Genomic DNA, 19,453 nt, shown 5'->3' on the forward strand with positions numbered 1-19,453 from the left:
ATGAACGCCACCCTGCACGAAAGCCTGTCTGATCTTCCGGTTCTGGACTTTGGATCTGCCGCTTATCGAAGCGCGCCGTTCGAAACGCTTTCGGAATGGTCGCAGAACTGGAAAATCGCGCAGAGTGTGCGGGGGGTCGAGCTTCTGGATTACGATATCTGCCGCCGGGCGATCCTCGACCGGCGGTTGGGCACGGGACACCCGAAGCTTATGGACGTTCTGGGTCTGCCGGAAGGGCGGCCTCTGGATTACAAGCGAAACTCGATCTCGTACTACAACCGGGGTGACCGCAGGCGGGATCTGCGGCGGCCCGTGACCGGTCTTTTGGATGAGGGCGCGACGGAGGAGTTCCGTGCCGTCATCAGGTCGATCGTCGAGCGCGTGGTGGATGCGATCCCCACCGGACATTCGGTTGAACTGATACCGGCCCTTTGCGATCCGATCCCCTCGGCGCTTTATTGTCACTGGGTTGGTGCGCCGTTCGAGGATGCGGCTTTCGTGGCGCGGACGTCGCACACGGTGCAGCAGGTTCACAGCCGCATTCCCGAGCATACGCCGGCGATCGTGGAGGCGTTCGAGGCGCTGATCGACTATGTGGATGCGCGGATCGCGGAGGCGCGTGACAATCCGGGCGACAACCTGATCTCCAAGCTGATCCGAGCCGAAGAGGCGGGGCAGCTGAGTTCGCATGACCTGCGGAACTGGGTGATCAAGATGGCCGAGGCGAACACGGACAACTCTTCGCATCAGATCGGGATTGCGGTGATCGAACTTGCGTCGCGCCCCGATATCTGGAAGCGCCTGGGGGAAGATCCCTCGCTTGTCCCGCAGGCCGTGCGGGAGGTGATGCGGTATCATCCGCGCACCATATCGACCTCTCGCGAGGTTCTGGAGGATACGGAAATTGCGGACACGTTCCTGCCGGCGGGAACCCCTGTCTTTGCCAATATTGGGGCGACCCACTGGGATGACCGGTATTATGCCGCGCCGGACAGCTTTGACATCGATCGGCAGGAAGAGCCGCCCCATCTGAACTTCGGCGGGGGTGTGTTTTCCTGTATCGGGCGCTTTGTCATCACGGCAGAGGTCGAGGAGGTGATCCGCCTTCTTGCGAAACGCTTCCCCAACCTGTCGCTTGAGAAAACCGGTTTCTCCCATTCCCCGATGTTCACGTCGGTGACCGATTTGACGGTGCGGCTTGACCCGTAGGTGAGGGGCCGGCGCGCGCCGGCCCAGACGCTCTATGCGGCCTCGTAGATCACCGGGAAACGGCCGCCTCTGAACGCATCGCCCCTGGTCAGGGTGTCATCGTGAAGCCATTCGGTCACCTCGTCGCGAGGGTCATAGGTTGCCCCTTCGACGGCAAAGCGGATCGCATAGCCGCGCCTGCGATGGGTCGACGTGCGGTTGCCCATCGCCGAATGGACCGTCATTCCGTCGAAGGCGAGCGCGTCGCCGGGTTCCATCCTCTCGAAGTGGAAAATGTCATACTGGCTTCGGTTCGCCTCGAAATCGGGCATGTCGATGTAGTCGGGATTGTCCTTTTCGAGATAGTGTAGGAAGGCGCCCAACTGATCGGTTCTGAAAGGCCGGTACCTTGCACCCCAAGCGTGAGAGCCGCGCACGAACTCAAGCGCGCCATTGTCGGGATCCACCGGGTCCAGCGCGATCCACATCGTCATGATCGGCCCCTGGACCGGCCAGTATGGCTGGTCGGTGTGCCAGCCGGTCTGGGTTTTGGTGCCGGGTTCCTTGGCAAAGATCTGGTCATAGATCAGCGAGGTCCATGAACTGTTCGCCACTTCGGCCACGCGCCTGCCGATGTCGGATGTCAGGCAATAGTCCTGAAAGATCCCGGGGGTTTCGCGCATGTTCTTGTAGGCGAAGTACCTTTCACCTTTCTGTACCTCGGCATCGACCGCGTGGCGGAGCTTTTCCAACCACTCTTCCTGCAGGACCTGCCTGAGCAATACGACGCCGTCACGCGCGTAGGCTTCGCGCACGGACTTGATATCTGGTGTTAATGTCATCGTTCGGTTCGTCCATTCTGCCGCCCACGTTTCGACGAGCGGATGTCAGAAGGGGCGGTTTGCGCCCGGTTCATGGTGGATTCAGACAGACGTGGAGCTTCGGCAGTTCAGGATGAAACATGGCCATCCGGAGCGTGCCGACCATTTGCCGGTGAACCGGCGATGGAACTGATGTGCGCGAAGCATCATGTGCGAAAGCCTACGCTATTTTCAAGGTTCGGCCTAGAGAGGCCATCAGCGGAATTTCTGCGCCGGAGCCACAGGATCGCGCATTGACGCGGTTTCCGCATCAGTAAATAATATTACTGTCATGCAAAGATATTCGATCCTCTCGCTCGCGAAAAATGCGCTTTCGGGGCATCGCGGCTGGCAACCGGCCTGGCGCAGCCATCCCTTGAAGGATCGTTACGAGGTTATCGTCATAGGGGCAGGGGGGCACGGTCTTGCGACCGCATATTACCTGGCCAGGGAGTTCGGCATAACGGACGTGGCCGTGCTGGAACGGGGGTGGCTTGGCGGGGGCAATATCGCGCGGAACACGGTGACGATCCGCTCGAATTACCTGCGCGATGAATCGATCCCGTTCTACGTCAAGTCGGTCGCCCTTTACGAAGGCCTGACCCGGGAGCTGAACTTCAACATGATGCATTCCAAGCGCACCATGATCGATGTGGTGCAGACCTGGCCGAAGCTGCGCGACCTGAGGCGGCGGCAGCTTGGCATGGACATCTATGGCTCAACCTATGAGCGGATCACGACCGAGGAGGTGCGCCGCCGGATCCCCGCGCTGACCGGGGGCGGCCCCGATGCGCGATTGCCCATCATCTGCGGCATGGTGCACACGGATGCGGGGGTGAACCGGCACGATGCGGTGGCCTGGGGCTATGCCCGCGCCGCGGATGCGCGCGGTGTTGAAATTCATCAGCAGACCCCTGTGACCGCGCTGATCCGGGGCGCCAATGGCAGGATCGCGGGCGTGGAAACCAGCCGCGGCACCGTGAAGGCCGGGAAGGTCGTCGTCGCGGTTTCGGGGCACACAACAACGTTGACCGAGACGGTCGGTCTGAAACTGCCCCTGCGCACGATGAACCTGACCGCGTTCGTGTCGGAGCCCGTCAAACCCCTCGTCGATGTCATCGTGAATTGCCCCGACAGCGGGTTCTATTTCAGCCAGTCGGACAAGGGGGAGATGGTGATCGGCGGTGCACCGGACCAGGGGCAGAGCTTTCGCCGCGACATCAAGCAGCATGTGTTCGAGGACACGGTGACGGCCATGCTTTCGCTGTTTCCGAGCTTCAAGAAGCTGAAGCTCATGCGGCAATGGGGCGGGCATCTGGACATTGCCCACGATGCCTCTCCGATCATGGATGAAACCGATGTGCCGGGCCTGTTCGTAACCGCTGGCTGGTGGGGCGGATACAAGGCGATTCCGGCCGGTGGCCTGACGCTTGCGCATCTGGTGGCCAAGGGCGTGCCGCATCCCCTGATGGCGCCGTTCACGATCAAGCGCTTTCGTCACCTGGATTTCGTAATGGAAACCGGCACCACGACGGCGCGATAGGACGGACTGGACCCATGTTGCTTATTCCCTGCCCGTTCTGTGGCGCACGCACCGAAAGCGAATTTGCCTTTGGCGGGCCTGTGAAACCGGATCGTCCCGACCCGAATGCAGTGAGCGACGAAGCCTGGGTGGAGTATGTCACGGTCGTTCCGAACCCCTATGGGCCGGTCCAGGAGCGGTGGTGGCACGTGCGCGGCTGCGGCACGTGGCTGACGATCTGGCGGGATACGCGGACCCATGAGATCGTGGAGGCCCCTGATGACGCAGGTTAACCGGCGGTCGCAGGGCGGGCGTATCGACCGGAGCCGTCCGGTGCGCTTCACCTTCAACGGCACGGGGTACGAGGGCTATGAGGGCGATACGCTGGCCTCTGCCCTTCTGGCGAACGGGGTGCGCGTGACGGCGCGCAGTTTCAAGTATCACCGGCCCCGGGGGATCGTGAGCCATGGCCCCGAGGAGCCCGCGACGCTGGTCGAACTGGACGGAGAGGATGCGTCGGGAAATCGCCCGGTTACTACGGTTCCCCTGAAAGAAGGGCTGAGTGCCCGGTCAGTCAATTGCTGGCCATCGCCGGGGTTCGATCTTGGCGGCGTCAATCAGCTGATCTCGCGGTTCATTCCCGCCGGCTTTTATTACAAGACCTTCAAGTGGCCGGACTGGCATGTTTACGAGCCATCGATCCGCCGGGCGGCCGGGCTGGCCGGGGCCCCCGCAAGACCGCCGTCTTCGGGACATTTCGAGGCGCGGCACGCCCATGCAGACGTTCTGATCGCAGGAGCAGGCCCTGCGGGATTGATGGCGGCCTTGGCCGTGGGGCGGGCGGGCAAGCGCGTGTTTCTGGCCGATGAAGGCCCCGAGGCAGGGGGCAGCCTTCTGAACCGGAACCTGACGATTGGCGGGCGGCCCGCGATGGGCTGGGTGGCAGAGGTGCTTGCCGAGTTGAGCGGGATGGAGAACGTCACCCACCTTCAGAACGCGACCGTCTGGGCCTACCGCGAACACAACCTGATGATCGTGAATGAGCGGGCGCCGGGCCGGGACAGTATTCTTGAGCGCAACTGGCGGGTGCGTGCGGGCGAGGTTGTCATCGCGACGGGGGCGACCGAACGCACGATGGTCTTTGGCGGCAATGATCGTCCGGGGGTCATGCTGGCCTCGTCCGTTCAGGCCTATGTCAATCGCTGGGGCGTGGTGCCCGGGCGCCGCGTTGTGCTTTTTGCCAACAACAACAGTGTCTACGCGGTGGCGGCCGATCTGGTCGCCGCTGACGTGGACGTCGCTGCGATTGTCGACAGCCGGGACGATGTTCCACAGGTGGCGCTGGATCTCGTGCCGGGTGTCGAAGTGCACAAGGGGGCTGTCGTCAGCGGCGTGAAAGGGCGAAAGGCGCTGCGGGCGGTAAAGGTCGAGCCCCGGACCGGAGGGGGCGGGGCGTTTATCGACTGTGATCTTCTGGGGTGCTCGGGCGGGTGGAGCCCGACTGTTCACCTCTGGTCGCAATCCCGCAGCACGCTGACGTATGACGAGGCTCTGGCAGCCTTCCTGCCCGATACTGCCGTTCAGCCTTGTCGGGCGGTTGGTGCGGCGGCGGGGGAACTGACACTGGACCGGATTGTCGAGGGGGGCGCCGATCTTCCCTATGCCATCGAGCCCCTGTGGCGGGTCGACGTGCCCGGGCAGCGCGACAAGGCCTTTCTCGATCTTCAGAACGACGTCTCTGTCAGCGATGTGCAACTGGCGCTGCGCGAGGGATATTCGAATGTCGAGCATGTCAAACGCTATACGACCGGTGGCATGGGGATCGATCAGGGAAAGACCGGCAATATCAACATCATCGGCACGGTTGCGATGGAACAGGGGGTTCCGTTGCAGGATGTCGGGACGACCACGTTTCGCTCGCCCTATACCCCGGTATCCTTCGGGGCGATCGGCGGGCTGCGCGAAGAGAGCATCCTGTTCCCCTATCGCCACACGCCCGTCACGCAGTGGAACAAGGACAACGGTGCGGTGATGTATGAGGCCGGGGCACGCTGGCGCCGCCCCGGCTATTTCCCGAAGGCGGGGGAGGGGCTGCAGGAGGTCGTCAACCGAGAGTGCCACGCGGTGCGGGACGGGGTGGGCGTCTACGACGGCTCCCCACTCGGGACGTTCGAACTCAAGGGGCGCGACGTCCCGAAATTCCTCGACTTCATTTACACGAATGTCATGTCGAGCCTGACCCCGGGGAACGGGCGCTATGGGCTTATGCTGTCTGACGACGGGCTGATCCTGGACGATGGGGTGGCGTTCCGGCTGGACGAACACCGCTGGATGGTGTCGACCTCGACGGGCCATGCCGACGCCGTGAACATGCATATAGAGGAGCTGCTTCAGACCCGTTTTCCCGACTGGCAGGTCATGATCACCACAGTGACGAGCCAGTGGAACAACGCGACCATCTGCGGCCCGAAATCCCGCGAAGTCATGGAGGCGCTCGGCACCGATATCGACCTGTCACCAGAGGCGTTTCCGTTTATGTCGTTCCGTGACGGGACCGTTGCCGGGCTTCCCGCACGGGTCGTGCGGGTCAGCTTCACCGGAGAGCTGTCTTACGAGGTCAATGTCGCGCCGCGGCACATGGCCGAGCTGTGGGACAAGGTGATGGCGGCTGGTGCGCCCCACGGGATCCTGCCCGTGGGATCGGAGTCGAGCCACGTCCTTCGGGTGGAGAAGGGATTTCTGTCGCTTGGTCACGAGGTCGACGGAACGGTCGATGCCTATGACCTCGGGATGGGCTGGATCATGTCGAGGAAGAAGCCCGACTACATGGGCAAGCGATCCGTTCTTCTGCGGCGCGACCGCGGCGGCGACCGGCGGGAACTTGTCGGGATCTTGCCAGAGGATCCCAATCGGCAGATTCCGGAAGGTTCACCGCTGACACCCGGCGGGCGCAAGGAGGCGACCGAGGGTGTTGTGACGGCCTGTGTCTGGAGTGTGATTCAGGACCGCTGGGTCGGTCTGGCGCTTCTGAAAGGCGGCCGGGCGCGGCATGGTGAGACCGCCCATGTGCGGCTGAAGGATGATGTGATCCCGGTCAAGATCACCAATCCGGTGTTCCACGATCCTGACGGCGTGCGGCTGAGGTCCTGAAATGAGATATGACGTCACCACGGAACGCCTTGGGTTGATGGCGCTTTTCGATATTCAGGGGGATCGCGCCGCGGTGGCGAAATGGGTGGGGGACGCGCTGCCGCCCTTGCCGGAACGGCCCAATACACGGAGTTCCGGAGGCGGTGCGGATGTCTTCTTCATCGGGCCGAACCACTGGATCGCCCGCGCCCCGATCGAGCGGGAGGAGGCGCTGAACGCCCGCCTCAACCCCACCGATTGTCCGGCCGATATCAGCATCGTGCGCGTGTCGGACACGCTGACCTTCTTTCGCGCGACCGGGCCCGAGGCGGCCGAGATCATGGCCATTGCCTGCCCCCTCGATCTGCACGCGTCGGTCTTCGGGGCGGAGGCTGTCACCCATACCGAGGTTTTTGGCCTCAAGGCGCTTGTCCTGCGGTGCGATGGCGGGTTCGAGTTCGCGGTAGAGCAGAGCTTCGGGGACATGGTCGAGGACTATCTGGCCCGCGCCCTTGCGTGAGGTCGGGACGGTTCCTGTCTGGACTTTCCGTGACTGGGCGGTGCCGGAGATGGAGGGGGCGTGGAATTCTGCCTACTGCGTCACGATCTGCGTGACCAAGGCGAGCATGTCGCCGCGGCGCACCATGCCCCTGGTGCCGTGGGCAAGGACATGGCCGGCTGCGGGAAACGGAATCTCGAGCGGGGGCCGCTCTGGCTCGTGGGGAAAATGCAGGTGTCCGGCGAGGTCGCGTGCGGCAACGTCCATCCCGGCCTGACAGAAGCGATCGAACAGCCCGTCGGCCGGGGCATAGACCGAATGCAGGGGGTCGGCGATCTCCACGCATCTCGTCTCGACAACGTCCGGCGGCCCGCCCGCCAGCACGCCGAGATGGCGGAGGCACCTGAGAAGCCCCGCTTCGGCCAGATCCGTGATCCCCGGATCGACGCCGCCGCCACCGCCGAGTTCCGTGGCGATCATGGGCACCCCGGCGCGGGCCGCGGCCCCGTTGACCGAACGGCTGTCGTTGTGTGGCCCGAGGGCCCAGATCAGCGGAAGCCCGAAGGCCCGGGCGAGCGCCATGTTGGCCGCGGTCAGGGCGGGATCATGGGTCTGTGTCGCGAGCGCACAAGGCTCGAAGAACGAGGCCTTCCCGCCGGAATGAAGATCGATGACGGCATCGGCCTTGGGCAGAAGTTCCGTTTCCACGTAATGCGCGAGCATCGCAGTGGGGCCGCCATCGGCATCGCCGGGAAACGCCCGGTTCAGGTTCTGTCCGTCCAAGGGGGACACCCGCGCGGATGCGGAGACGGCCGGTGCGTTCAGGGCGGGGATCAGGATGACCTGGCCATTGATTTCTGCCGGCTGCAATCTGGCCGCGAGCCGCATGATAGCTGCAGGCCCTTCGAATTCGTCACCATGGGTGCCGCCGAGGATCAGAACGGTCGGCCCCGGTGCGCCTTTCAGGCTGGTGACGGGGATCGGGTGATATCCGAGCGGAACGGAGTTGTCGGACCAGCGCAGCATCAGGTCGCCCGTCGCGCGCCCCTGTGATCCGAGGTCGATTGTGCAATGAATTCTGCTGGGTGGCTGTGAATTCGTTTCAGACATCGGGACTTGCCGCTTGTTCCGATGACTTCATATCATAATTTTTCTGGATGTGAATTGCCGCAAAATGCGCCTTGTATGATAAAACTTGAAACATGGCCGGTGAGACCGGAGGGGGCATAGCCGTGCTGCGTGTGAAACCGGGAATAGACAGGATCAAGCCGCACATGGCGGGTGGCGATGCGCCGGACCATCCGCCTCCGACTATCCTTCTGAATTCCAACGAAAGCGCGTTCGGGCCGAGCCCCGCCGCGCGGGCCGCCATGCGGGATGCCGTGAATTCGGTCGAACGATATCTGGAGCATATCGACACGGTGCTGGCCCCGCCGATCGCCGAGCGGTTCGACCTGGACGGGTCGCGGATTGCGGTGGGGCAGGGATCCGATGATTTGCTAGCGCGCCTCGCGCGCGCCTATCTTGGACCTGGTGACGAGCTTATCCGTACTGCGAATGGATATTTGAAAGTGCCGAACTACGCCTATGCCAATGGTGCAGAAGCGATATCGGTGGCTGATGACGAATTTGTTCCGGCGGTCGACCGGATGATTGGTGCGCTGACCGAGAACACCCGGATCGTCTATCTCGCCAATCCCGAGAACCCTGCAGGCACCTACCTGAGCGGGGCCGAGGTGCGCCGGCTTCACGCCGCATTGCCGGCCTCGGTTCTTCTGGTCATCGATGCAGCCTATGAGGAATACGTGGATGCGCCGGACTATGAATCGGCCGCTCCGCTGGTGGAAGAGGCGCAGAACGTCGTGATGTGCCGCACGTTTTCCAAGATCTATGGGCTGGCCGGGGCGCGTGTGGGGTGGATGTACGGCGCACCCGAGGTCGTCGATACGGCGCGCCGGATCGGGCTGACATTTCCCGTCGCCTCACCGGCCGCCGCGGCCGCGATCGCGGCCCTTGATGATGTTGACCATGTCAGGGCGGTCAGGGAGGCCAATCGCCGGGGCAGGGACTGGATCACGGCGGAGCTTACCGCGCTTGGTCTGACAGTCATCCCAAGTCAGGCGAATTTCGTCCTTGTCCAATTTCCGGATGCGGGCAAACCGGCGCGCCTGGCTGACCAGTTTCTTCGACGCAAGGGGATCGCCGTGCGGCGCTTCGCATCCCCGGCCTATGAGGATTACATCCGCATTTCGATCGGTTTTCCGCATGAGCTTCGGGCTGTCCGCGACGGGATAGCGGCATTTCTGCGCGGGACGGCGTGATGTCTGCGTCGCCGCAGCCTGAGGGCGATGCCTTCGAGGTCGCGCGCCCGTCGGGCGCGGCGATTATCAGGGCCGTCAAGGCGGCCAGGGTGCGGGAGATCGTTGCCTTGCCGGATATCGTTACCAGCGATGGGCTTTTGTGGCCGATCTCGCGGGATCCGGATTTTCGCCTGACCCGGATCTGCAAGGAGGACGAGGGCGTCAGCATCTGTGGCGCCATGTCGTTCAACGGGACCCGCGCCGTTCTGATGATGCAGCAAACGGGGCTGATGGATTCCCTGAACGCGATCCGGGCAGTGGGCGTGGATTACGAGCTTCCGGTGGTCATGATGGTTGGTTTGCAAGGCAAGGAGCCACATTTGCCCGCAGCCCGATCGGGTTCCTACGGTGTGCGGATCATCGAACCGGTGCTGTCGGCGATGGAGTTATCTTATTCCCTAGTCGAGGAGCCCGGGGACGAGGCTCATGTGACACAAGCCATCGATGACGCCTATGCAGCCTCTAGGCCGCATATCTTCCTGATCGGCCGCCCGCCGGAGGCGCCATGACCCTGCCGCGCGACGAGGCCCTGAAAGCGCTGATACCTCACGTCCGGGACGACGACATCGTCGTAGCGGTCTACCAGACCTGTTTCGACTGGCTGGTTCTGAACCCGAGGCCGCTGAACTATGTCTCGGTGGGCGCGATGGGTCAGGCGTCGTCGCACGGGCTGGGGCTTGCCCTTGCGAACCCGGACCGGCGCGTCATCGTACTGGACGGCGATGGCAGCCTCTTGATGAACCTCGGAAGTCTTGTGACCATCGCGAATGCCGGGGTTACGAACCTCTATCACTTCCTGGCCGCAAACGGCGTTTATGAGGTGAACGGGGCGCATCCCCTGCCCGGGGCGGGCCGGGCCGATTTCTCGTCCATGGCTTCGACGGCGGGGTATCGGGGGGCGCACAGATATGCGGACCTTGATCAGTTCACGCAGGCCCTGCCGCAAATCCTGGACGCTGCGGGTCCGCAATTCGTCATGATGGAAATCCATGGGGGCGAAACCTATCCACGCGACTATGACTATATCCATAGTTCTGCGGCGCGGCAGAGCTTTCGCGACGCGCTCAATCGGCGCTGATCCCTGACCTGACGATCTCCAGAAACGATTTTGCGACCGCAGACATTGGCCGGTTCCGTGACCAGAAGAGAACCGAAAGCGAGATCAGGGGCGATGAGAAGGGAACGGCATGGCAGCCCGGGATCGTCCTGAAATACTCCCGGCTCGCACCGACGACGGACACGCCGAGACCGCGCGCCACGAGGCGGCATATGGCATCGGTGGTGCGGGTTTCGTACTGCAGGCGGCGGGGGACGCCTTCGGTGTCGAAGAGCCCGTCGACCTCGAACCGGAAGCGCGACGAAGGCAGGTACGAGATGAAGCTTTCGCCCTCAAGATCCCGCGCATGTATGATCTTCCTTCGGGCAAGCGGGTGATCCGTGGGGACGACGCAACAGACATCACCGGTATGGATCGTTTCGCATTCGAATGACGGGTTGGCTGGCCTGGCCGTTGCGATCCCGAAATCGCAATTCTGCGAGACCATCCATTCGACGGCGTCGTCGCTTGGGGCAATCTCCATGCGCACCATCGAATGGGGCCGGGCGGACGCGAACTCACCGATCAGATTGGGAGCGAGTTCAAGCGATGCGCCGGGGGTGATCGCCAGATTGAGACGGGCGTGTCCGAACTTCCCGATCGCCTCAGCGGCATCCTTGATATGCTCCATCCCGCTGATGGCCTGGCGCACCTCCTCGACCAGGAGGCGCGCTTCGTCCGTTGGCACCAGGACCCTGCCCGAGCGCTGGAACAGCTGAAATCCGACGGCCGTTTCGAAATCGGAGAGCAGACGGCTTACCGCCGGTTGCGAAATGCCCAGAATTGCCGCGGCTTCCGTGACGGTGCCTGTCGAGACCACAGTCTGAAACGCATCCACTTGCCGGAAAGTAATGTTCATCGGATGTCTGTGTCTTTGTGACAGTTCACCCATCGGGAGGGCGGGGGTCGTATAGTACAATATTATGCTTCGGTGAAGTGAGGCGGGCCGCTGCTATGGAACGGGGCCGAACGCCCGGCACTCCCACGGGGCACTATCCGGTTGGGGCGAGGCCGTCATGAACTCGACCCAGCCAAGAAAGACCTTCAGAAACCCTTGGGACGGGACGAACAGGGGCGCGACACGGCCGAAACCCGCGCTAACGGAATTTGGAAGCGGATGCTGTCGGAATATGAACAGCTCCGCTCGATCCGGCCGTCGATGAGGCGCTTCGCGATTTCGTGGCGCGCCAGAAGCGGGAGATCGGGGCACGCCACGCGGCCTGACCAGGGCTGGGACATCACGCTTCATGCCCCGCACCCGCCGTGCTAGCGTGAAAGCCCTGGCGGTTTGATGAAGGAGTGCAGATGAGTGACGCCCCGGAGGTCGATCAGCAGACCGTAGATTTCGAGAGTTCCATGAGTGTCAGCGGATCTGTCGCGCTTGCGCTTCGTCATCAACGGGTCGCCGCGGGATTTGCCATTCGCGATCTGGGGCGGGCCTCGGGCGTGTCATCGGCCATGATCTCGCGGATCGAGAACGCCCAGGTTTCCCCCTCTTTGTCTACCTTGGAATCTCTCGCCCGGGCGCTTTCCGTGCCCGTGATCTCGTTCTTTCAGCACACGATCCAGACCGCGGACATGAACTTCGTCAGGGCCGGAGAAGGGCTTCAGGCGAAGCGCTTTGCCCCGGATCATGTTCACGACTACCGCATTCTGGCGAACTTTTCGGATACCGAGATGACCTTTTCTGCCGCCCGCATCACCGTGAACCGGGAGGATAATGGAACTCATCCGATGTATTTCGCGCGCGGCTATGTCTTCCTTACCCTGCTGGAAGGGGCCTGCATCTATGCCTGCGGCGATACCGAAAACGAGATGAAGCGCGGCGACTGCCTAAGCTTCAACGCCCAGCTTCGTCATGGCGTCAAATCCGTCCTCACGAAAAGCGTCACATTCGTCACCGTGACGGCCAAACCGGCCTGACGGCTCTGTCAGAGAAACTTGGCTTGAGACGGGGCAGGGTGCTGGCCGCGAATGAAAATCAGGCCGTTGATCGAAGAAGACCCGCCCAGCACCCGGCCGCGGGGCGCGTCGATCCTGCGACCGGCCACGCCTTCCCCCGGCTCTGTCCGGTAGAGGTGGCTGACGCGTGCGTTGTAGGTCGACTTGAAGTAGCCGACCGGCAGTTTCAGCCGGAACCCATGGTCACGGCCACCGGCCTCGATCACCAGAACCCTGGCGCCCGACGCACCCAGACGAGAGGACAGGAGCGATCCGGCCGAGCCAGAGCCGACGACCACGTAGTCATAGCCACCGGCGGGGCCACCATTCTTCTCCGGCATCATCATTCACGTCCAACCCAGGTGGATTACGCTAGCCATGTTTGACGGCCGGATCAATCTGCGGGCCTGCGCCGGAGCGGATGGCGCCGTGCGGTTGGGGCCCGAGGCGTTACGACAGGTGTGCCGTCGCCTCGATTTCCACCAGTGCCTCATCCTCGACGAGGCCCGCCACGACCACCATGGACATTGCGGGGAAGTGCCTGCCGAAAACCTCGCGATAGGCGGCGCCCACCTCGGCCTGCCGGGCGAGATAGTCGGATTTGTCGGTCACAAACCAGGTGAGGCGCGTGACATCGGAGACCTGGCCGCCTGCTGCCTCGACGATGACGGCGATGTTCTTCAGCGCCTGGTGCATCTGGCCGACAAAATCGTCGGAGACGAAGCGTTTGTCGCCGTCCCAGCCGATCTGGCCGCCGATATGGAGCGTGCCGTCGCGGGTCAGGACGCCGTTTGCATAGCCCTTCGCGGGCAGCCAGCCCTCCGGCTGGATGATCCGATGGGTCATGACCCGTTCTCCTTCAGTTTCGCGCGAATTGCCTCGGGCCAGGCCGTTGGCGTTCCGGACTTGTCGACATGAACGAGCGTGGCCTCCGCCTCGAAGCGGTGCGCTCCGTTGCATGTCGCGTCGATCCTGTAGCCCAGCGCCGAGCGCCCGACCCGGGTGACCGTCAGCAAGAGGCGCAGGCGATCGCCGTGGCGGCTGGGCGCGAGAAAGCGCGTCGAGATTTCGGCCGTTGGCACGCCCTCGTTCTGCAAGAGCTCTTCGAACGGCCAGCCCAGCGCCTCGTCGAAGAACTGTTCGACGCAGTCGTTGATCATCTCGAAATAACGGGGAAAGAACGCGATCCCGGCCGGGTCGCAGTGCTTGAAGAGAACCTTCTGTTCGAAGGAGAATTGCAGTGGCATGGCTTACGTCACCCGTGCGCGGATCTGGTATTTCGGAGCGCTCCAGGCCTTGGTGTCGAGCACATCCTGGAGGATTTCCGCCGCGGCGATGACATCGGCCTCGTCGATATAGAGCGGGGTGAAGCCGAAGCGCATAATGTCGGGGGCGCGGAAATCGCCGATCACGCCCCGATCGATCAGCGCCTGCATCGCGGCGTAGCCGTCAGCGAAGGCAAATGAGACCTGGCTGCCGCGCTGCGCCGCATCGCGCGGGGAGGCCAGTGTGAGGGAGGGGCAGCGCGTCTCGACCTCGGAGATGAACAGATCGCTGAGCCGGATGGAGGCGGCGCGCAGATCGCCCAGATCGACGCCGTCCCAGACCGCAAGCGCTTCCTCAAGGACCGAGAGTTGAAGAATCGGCGGGGTGCCGACCCGCAGCCGCTCGGCTGCCGGGGCGGGGCGGTAGCCGAGCTCCATCGCGAAGGGGGCATCGTGCCCCATCCAGCCCGACAGGCCCGGATCGATGCCGTCGGCGATATCTGGGCGGACATAGATGAAGGCCGGGGCGCCGGGGCCGCCGTTGAGGTACTTGTAGGTGCAGCCGACCGCGAATTCAGCGCCCGAACCCGTGATGTCGAGTTCGAGCGCGCCTGCCGAATGGGCGAGATCCCAGATCATCACCGCGCCCGCCGCATGGGCGGCCTCGGTGATGGCCGCCATGTCGTGTATCCGGCCGGTGCGGTAATCGACATGGGTGAGCATCACCACGGCCACATCCGCCGTGATCGCGGAAGCGACGTCTTCCGGGGCAGGGGTGCGCAGGACGTGCCCCTTGCCGATGGTGCCGATCAGCCCCTGCGCCATATAGAGATCGGTTGGGAAATTGCCGCTGTCGGAGAGGATCACGCGGCGGTCGGGGCGCATCTTCAGCGCCGCGTCAAGCGCTTGGTAGACCTTGATCGACAGCGTTTCGCCGGTGGCGACGGAGCCCTCGGGCGCGCCGATCAGCGCGCCGATACGGTCGCCGACCACGCGCGGCAGGTCGATCCAGCCGGCCGTGTTCCAGGCCCGGATCAACTGGCCGCCCCATTCCTGTTCGATGACGCGCGCCGCGCGGGCCGCGGCGCCTTTCGGGAGCACGCCCAGCGAGTTCCCATCGAGGTAGATCACGCCTGCGGGGATATCGAACAGGTCTTTTCTCGGCAGGCTGACGCCCATGTTACAATTCTCCTCGGACATTCCAGAGTTCGGGAAACAGCTCTACCTCGAGCATGCGGCGCAGGTATTGCACGCCAGAGGTGCCGCCCGTGCCGCGCTTGAACCCGATCACGCGTTCCACGGTGGTGACGTGGTTGAAGCGCCAGCGGCGAAAATAGTCTTCGAGATCGACCAGCTTTTCGCCGAGTTCATAGAGCGTCCAGTACCGGCCCACGTCGCGGTAGACCTCGGCCCAGGCGGCCTGGATTTCGGGCTGTGCCAGGTGGGGGCCGTCGAGGTTCGGGGCGGGCATCGCCTTGCGCGTGCCGTGCACCGTATCGAAGAGGTGCGCCACCACGTCGTCGTAGAAGCTGGGCCGGGCCAGTTCCGTCGCCAGCCAGTCATGCACTTTCGGGACATGGGCATGGGGGCGCAGCATGTTGACGTTGCGGTTGCCGAGCAGGAATTCGATCATCCGGTACTGGTAGGACTGGAACCCCGAGGAATTGCCGAGCGTCTTGCGGAAATGCGTGTAATCGGCGGGCGTCATCGTCCGAAGGACATCCCAGGCGTTGTTCAGTTGTTCGAAGATCCGGCTGACCCGCGCCAGCATCTTGAACATCGCCGCCGTTTCGCCCGCGCGCAGCGCCTGCCGCGCCGCCGTAAGCTCGTGAATCGCGAGCTTCATCCACAACTCGCTGGTCTGGTGCTGAATGATGAACAGCATCTCGTCATGGGCGGTGCTGAGCGGTGCCTGGAGTGACAGGATCCTGTCGATCCCGAGGTAGTCGCCATAGGACATGGCGCCCTCGAAAGACATTCGAGCGCCGTCGCGTTCGGGATCGAAGGGGGTTTCGGTCACGAGGGTGTCCTCAGCCTGAACCGCTGGATCTTGCCGGTCGCCGTCTTGGGCAGGGTTTCGGCGAAGACGATCGAGCGGGGATATTTATAAGGGGCGATCACCGCCTTGACGTGATCCTGCAGGCGCTTGGCCATCTCTTCGCCCGGCACCTCGCCCGCGCCGAGAACCACGTGGGCCTGGACGATCTGGCCGCGCGCCTCGTCGGCCACGCCGATCACGGCGCATTCGGCCACCGCGTCGTGTGACAGAAGCGCCGCCTCGACCTCGGGCCCGGCGATGTTGTAGCCGGCGCTGAGGATCATGTCGTCGTTCCGGGCGGCGAAGTGGAAATACCCTTCCTCATCCTGCACGAAGGTGTCGCCGGTGATGTTCCAGCCGTCCTGAACGTATTCCGCCTGCCGCTCGCCATAGAGATAGCGGCAGCCGGTGGGGCCGCGCACGGCCATGCGGCCCGGTTCGCCGCGCGGGCATTCGGCGCCGTCGGGCCTGACGACTTTGGCCTCGTAGCCCGCGACCGGCCGGCCCGTGCAGGATGGCCGGTGATCCTCGAACCGGTTGGTGACGAAGATGTGGAGGAGTTCGGTCGCGCCGATCCCGTCGAGCATCGGCTTGCCTGTCCGTTCCATCCATTCCTCGTAGACCGGACCGGGCAGCGTTTCGCCCGCCGAGACCGCCGCGCGCAGCGAGGAGAGATCGGCGCCCTCATCCATCGCGCGCATCATCGCGCGATAGGCGGTGGGGGCGGTGAAGCAGACAGTGGCGCGGTATTTCTCGATGATCTCGACCATGTTTGGGGGAGAGGCGTTTTCGAGGAGCGTGGCCGCCGCGCCGAAGCGTAGGGGAAAGACCGCGAGGCCGCCCAGCCCGAAGGTGAAGGCCAGGGGCGGGGAGCCTACGAAGACATCGTCCGGGGTGACGCCCAGCACCTCGCGCGCATAGCCGTCGGCGATGATCAGCAGGTCGCGGTGGAAATGCATGGTGCCCTTGGGATCGCCCGTCGAGCCGGAGGTGAAGCCGATCAGGGCCACGTCGTCCTGGCTGGTCGCTATCGCGTCGAAGCGCACGGGCTTTTCCAGCGCGAGCCTGTCGAGATCCGCGTCGTGGTTCGAGGTGCCGTCGAAGGCGGTGACCGATGTCAGCCCATCGCAGGCACCGGCGCAGGCCGTCATCTCCTCCATCAGGCGGCTGTCGCAGAGGGCGTGGGTGATCTGCGCCTTCTCGACGTATTTCGCGAGTTCGGCGGCGCGCAGCATCGGCATGGTGTTGACGACGACCGCGCCGGCCTTCGTTGCCGCGAGCCAGCAGGCCACCATCGCGGGGTTGTTGGCGGAGCGGATCAAGACGCGGTTGCCGGGCCTCACGCCAAGATCCTCGACCAGCACATGGGCCAGCCGGTTCGTCCAGTCCGTCAGTTCCTTGTAGGTGCGCCGCCGCCCGTTGCCGATCAGGGCCGTGTGATCGCCGAACCCCTTTGCGACCATCGCATCGGTGAGTTCGACCGCGGCGTTCAGCCGGTCGGGATAATCGAACCGGTCGAGCAAGAGATCGGGCCAGAGGTCTGCCGCAGGTAGGTTGTCGCGGGCGAACGTGTCTTCATGTGCGGAATTTCCAAGCATGTCAGATCCCTCCCATGCCGGCCTGTACCTGGCGCGCGATCACAACGCGCTGCACGTCCGAGGCGCCCTCGTAGATCCGCAGGGCGCGAATTTCGCGGTAGAGCCGTTCCACCGTTGTGCCGGACCTGACGCCGTCGCCGCCGTGCAGCTGAACGGCGGTGTCGATGATCTTTTGCGCGGCTTCGGTGGCGTGGAGTTTCGCCATGGCCGCCTCGCGGGTGACGCGGGGGGCGCCCGTGTCCTTGGCCCAGGCGGCGCGGTAGGTCAGCAGCGCCGCGGCATCGATATCGAGCGCCATGTCGGCGATGTGCCCCTGCACCATCTGAAGATCGATCAGCGGGGCGCCCTGTACGTGCCGCGTGGTGACACGCTGGAGCGCTTCGTCGAGGGCGCGGCGGGCAAAGCCCAGGGCCGCCGCCGCCACAGTCGACCGGAAGACATCGAGCACCGACATGGCGATCTTGAAGCCGTCGCCCGGCGGGCCGATCCGGGCCGAGGCCGGCACCCGGCAGTCGCTGAAGCGCAGGGTTGCGAGGGGATGGGGTGCGATGGTTTCCAGCCGTTCGGCCACCTCGAATCCGGGCAGGCCCGCGGGCAGGACAAAGGCCGACATGCCGCGCGTGCCGGGGGCTTCGCCGGTGCGGGCGAAGAGGGTGTAGACTTCGGCGATGCCGCCGTTGGAGATCCATGTCTTTTCGCCGTTCAGGACGTAGTGACCGCCGTCCGGCACGGCCGTCATGGTGTTGCTGGCAACGTCCGAGCCGGACCCCGGTTCGGTTAGCGCGAAGGCGGAAATGGCCTTGCCTGCGCGGGTCAGGGGCAGCCATTCGGATTTCTGCGCCTCCGTGCCGAAGAGCGAGATCGCCCCGGTGCCCAACCCCTGCATGGCGAAGGCGAAATCCGCGAGCCCGTCATGCCGGGCCAGGGTTTCGCGGATGAGGCACAGGCTGCGCACGTCAAGCCTGCCATCCTCGGCCCCGGAATGGGCGGCGATCCCGGCCTCGCCCAGCATCGTCACGAGCCGGCGGCAGGCCGCGTCGGTGTCGGCGTGATCTACATGGCCCAGATGATCGGCGGCCCAGGCATCGACCTCTGCGGCCAGGGCGCGATGCCGGTCTTCGAGAAACGGCCAGTCGAGAAAGTTGCGGTCCGCCATCAATCGCCCTCGAACACCGGTTTCTGTTTGGCGACGAAAGCCTCGTAAGCCCGCCGGAAATCCTGCCCCTGCATGCAGATCGCCTGGGCCTGGGCCTCGGCCTCGATGGCCTGTTCGAGCCCCATGGACCATTCCTGGGCCAGCATCGTCTTGGTCATCATGTTGGCGAAGCCCGGCCCGGCGGCGATGCGCCCGGCCAGGTCGAGCGCGGCCGCCATCAATTCAGCCTGTGGGACGAGGCGGTTGAAGAAGCCCCAGCGTTCGCCTTCCTCGCCGCTCATCGAGCGCCCGAGATAGAGCAGTTCCGCCGCGCGGCCCTGGCCGATGATCCGGGGCAGGATCGCGCAGGCGCCCATGTCGCAGCCCGCGAGGCCCACGCGGTTGAAGAGGAAGGCCACCTTCGCTTCGGGCGTGGCCACCCTGAGATCCGCCGCCATCGCGATGATGGCGCCGGCCCCCGCGCAGACCCCGTCGACCGCGGCGATCACGGGCTTGCCGCAGCCGATCATCGCCTTGACCAGATCGCCAGTCATCCGCGTGAAGGCCAGGAGTTCCTTCATGGTCATTTTCGTCAGCGGGCCGATTATGTCATGCACATCCCCGCCTGAGCTGAAATTGCCGCCGTTGGGGCCGAAAACGACTGCCCTGACCGTATCGTCGTAATGCAGATCCCGAAACCAGTCGCGCAGTTCGGCGTAGCTTTCGAAGGTCAGCGGGTTCTTGCGGTCGGGTCGGTCGAGCGCCAGGAAGGCGATCCCGTCTTCGATCCGGCATTCGAAATGGTTCACGTCGCTGCGCATG

General features: G+C 64.1%; 20 protein-coding genes. 9 read left to right on the forward strand and 11 right to left on the reverse strand.

All coding sequences use genetic code 11. From position 1 onward, the window contains the following. Complete coding sequence (locus tag RXV90_RS11995) at nt 1-1,209, forward strand: cytochrome P450 (RefSeq protein WP_316648948.1); 1,209 nt, start codon at nt 1-3, stop codon at nt 1,207-1,209. A 32-nt stretch (nt 1,210-1,241) separates the two neighbouring features. Here RXV90_RS11995 and RXV90_RS12000 read toward each other — a convergent pair whose 3' ends face one another. Further along, entirely contained in the window at nt 1,242-2,030 is a 789-nt protein-coding gene (locus RXV90_RS12000; protein WP_316648950.1) for a phytanoyl-CoA dioxygenase family protein, read from the reverse strand. A gap of 310 nt (nt 2,031-2,340) precedes the next feature. On the opposite strand from RXV90_RS12000, the gene RXV90_RS12005 reads away from it, so the two are divergent. From RXV90_RS12005 to RXV90_RS12020, 4 genes are read left to right on the forward strand one after another with little or no spacing between them, the layout of a single operon-like run. Beyond that, nucleotides 2,341-3,591 (forward strand): FAD-dependent oxidoreductase, encoded by a 1,251-nt coding sequence (locus tag RXV90_RS12005; protein WP_316648952.1) that lies wholly within the window; start codon nt 2,341-2,343, stop codon nt 3,589-3,591. Between the two features lie 14 nt (nt 3,592-3,605). Next, nucleotides 3,606-3,863, forward strand: coding sequence for a sarcosine oxidase subunit delta (locus RXV90_RS12010; RefSeq protein WP_316648953.1), 258 nt, complete (start codon nt 3,606-3,608; stop codon nt 3,861-3,863). After that, complete coding sequence (locus tag RXV90_RS12015; protein WP_316648955.1) at nt 3,850-6,720, forward strand: 2Fe-2S iron-sulfur cluster-binding protein; 2,871 nt, start codon at nt 3,850-3,852, stop codon at nt 6,718-6,720. The genes RXV90_RS12010 and RXV90_RS12015 overlap by 14 nt, the downstream gene beginning before the upstream one ends. Nucleotide 6,721: 1 nt before the next feature. Next, complete coding sequence (locus tag RXV90_RS12020) at nt 6,722-7,219, forward strand: sarcosine oxidase subunit gamma (RefSeq protein ID WP_316648957.1); 498 nt, start codon at nt 6,722-6,724, stop codon at nt 7,217-7,219. A gap of 72 nt (nt 7,220-7,291) precedes the next feature. Here the strand turns inward: RXV90_RS12020 and RXV90_RS12025 are convergent, their stop codons facing one another. Next, entirely contained in the window at nt 7,292-8,224 is a 933-nt protein-coding gene (locus tag RXV90_RS12025) for a succinylglutamate desuccinylase/aspartoacylase family protein (RefSeq protein ID WP_316648959.1), read from the reverse strand. 206 nt (nt 8,225-8,430) lie between these two features. Between RXV90_RS12025 and RXV90_RS12030 the strand changes: the two genes are divergently transcribed. The 3 genes from RXV90_RS12030 to RXV90_RS12040 are packed head-to-tail and all read left to right on the forward strand — an operon-like array spanning nt 8,431 to nt 10,636. Further along, on the forward strand, nt 8,431-9,519 hold the full coding sequence (locus tag RXV90_RS12030) for a pyridoxal phosphate-dependent aminotransferase (RefSeq protein ID WP_316648960.1): 1,089 nt from the start codon (nt 8,431-8,433) through the stop codon (nt 9,517-9,519). Further along, entirely contained in the window at nt 9,519-10,067 is a 549-nt protein-coding gene (locus tag RXV90_RS12035) for a decarboxylase (protein WP_316648961.1), read from the forward strand. The genes RXV90_RS12030 and RXV90_RS12035 overlap by 1 nt, the downstream gene beginning before the upstream one ends. Beyond that, on the forward strand, nt 10,064-10,636 hold the full coding sequence (locus RXV90_RS12040) for a thiamine pyrophosphate-dependent enzyme (protein ID WP_316648962.1): 573 nt from the start codon (nt 10,064-10,066) through the stop codon (nt 10,634-10,636). The genes RXV90_RS12035 and RXV90_RS12040 overlap by 4 nt, the downstream gene beginning before the upstream one ends. On the opposite strand, the gene RXV90_RS12045 is transcribed toward RXV90_RS12040, so the two are convergent. Further along, on the reverse strand, nt 10,623-11,513 hold the full coding sequence (locus RXV90_RS12045; RefSeq protein ID WP_316648963.1) for a LysR substrate-binding domain-containing protein: 891 nt from the start codon (nt 11,511-11,513) through the stop codon (nt 10,623-10,625). The genes RXV90_RS12040 and RXV90_RS12045 overlap by 14 nt on opposite strands. A gap of 446 nt (nt 11,514-11,959) precedes the next feature. Here RXV90_RS12045 and RXV90_RS12050 point away from each other — a divergent pair, with 446 nt between their 5' ends. After that, entirely contained in the window at nt 11,960-12,577 is a 618-nt protein-coding gene (locus RXV90_RS12050) for a helix-turn-helix domain-containing protein (protein ID WP_316648964.1), read from the forward strand. A gap of 8 nt (nt 12,578-12,585) precedes the next feature. Here RXV90_RS12050 and RXV90_RS12055 read toward each other — a convergent pair whose 3' ends face one another. From RXV90_RS12055 to RXV90_RS12090, 8 genes are all read right to left on the reverse strand, one after another. Continuing rightward, a complete protein-coding gene (locus RXV90_RS12055; protein WP_316648965.1) occupies nt 12,586-12,936 on the reverse strand; it encodes a GMC family oxidoreductase N-terminal domain-containing protein in 351 nt (116 codons plus the stop codon). A gap of 109 nt (nt 12,937-13,045) precedes the next feature. After that, nucleotides 13,046-13,441 (reverse strand): RidA family protein, encoded by a 396-nt coding sequence (locus RXV90_RS12060; RefSeq protein ID WP_316648966.1) that lies wholly within the window; start codon nt 13,439-13,441, stop codon nt 13,046-13,048. Then, nucleotides 13,438-13,842, reverse strand: coding sequence for an acyl-CoA thioesterase (locus RXV90_RS12065; RefSeq protein WP_316648968.1), 405 nt, complete (start codon nt 13,840-13,842; stop codon nt 13,438-13,440). Before RXV90_RS12065 ends, RXV90_RS12060 begins: the two co-directional genes overlap by 4 nt. A 3-nt stretch (nt 13,843-13,845) precedes the next feature. Continuing rightward, a complete protein-coding gene (gene kynU, locus RXV90_RS12070; protein ID WP_316648969.1) occupies nt 13,846-15,039 on the reverse strand; it encodes a kynureninase in 1,194 nt (397 codons plus the stop codon). A 1-nt stretch (nt 15,040) separates the two neighbouring features. After that, the gene (locus tag RXV90_RS12075; RefSeq protein WP_410482364.1) at nt 15,041-15,838 is read right to left on the reverse strand and encodes a tryptophan 2,3-dioxygenase; all 798 of its coding nucleotides are present in this window, start codon (nt 15,836-15,838) and stop codon (nt 15,041-15,043) included. A gap of 38 nt (nt 15,839-15,876) precedes the next feature. After that, nucleotides 15,877-17,496 carry an AMP-binding protein gene (locus RXV90_RS12080; protein ID WP_316648971.1) on the reverse strand — a complete coding sequence of 540 codons (1,620 nt, stop codon included), beginning with the start codon at nt 17,494-17,496 and terminating at the stop codon, nt 15,877-15,879. A 1-nt stretch (nt 17,497) separates the two neighbouring features. Next, entirely contained in the window at nt 17,498-18,652 is a 1,155-nt protein-coding gene (locus RXV90_RS12085; protein WP_316648972.1) for an acyl-CoA dehydrogenase family protein, read from the reverse strand. Beyond that, on the reverse strand, nt 18,652-19,452 hold the full coding sequence (locus RXV90_RS12090) for an enoyl-CoA hydratase family protein (protein WP_316648974.1): 801 nt from the start codon (nt 19,450-19,452) through the stop codon (nt 18,652-18,654). The genes RXV90_RS12085 and RXV90_RS12090 overlap by 1 nt, the downstream gene beginning before the upstream one ends. Between the last annotated feature and the right edge of the window lies 1 nt (nt 19,453).

Origin of the sequence: Ovoidimarina sediminis (assembly GCF_032586175.1) — a bacterium.
GTDB lineage: Bacteria > Pseudomonadota > Alphaproteobacteria > Rhodobacterales > Rhodobacteraceae > Ovoidimarina > Ovoidimarina sediminis.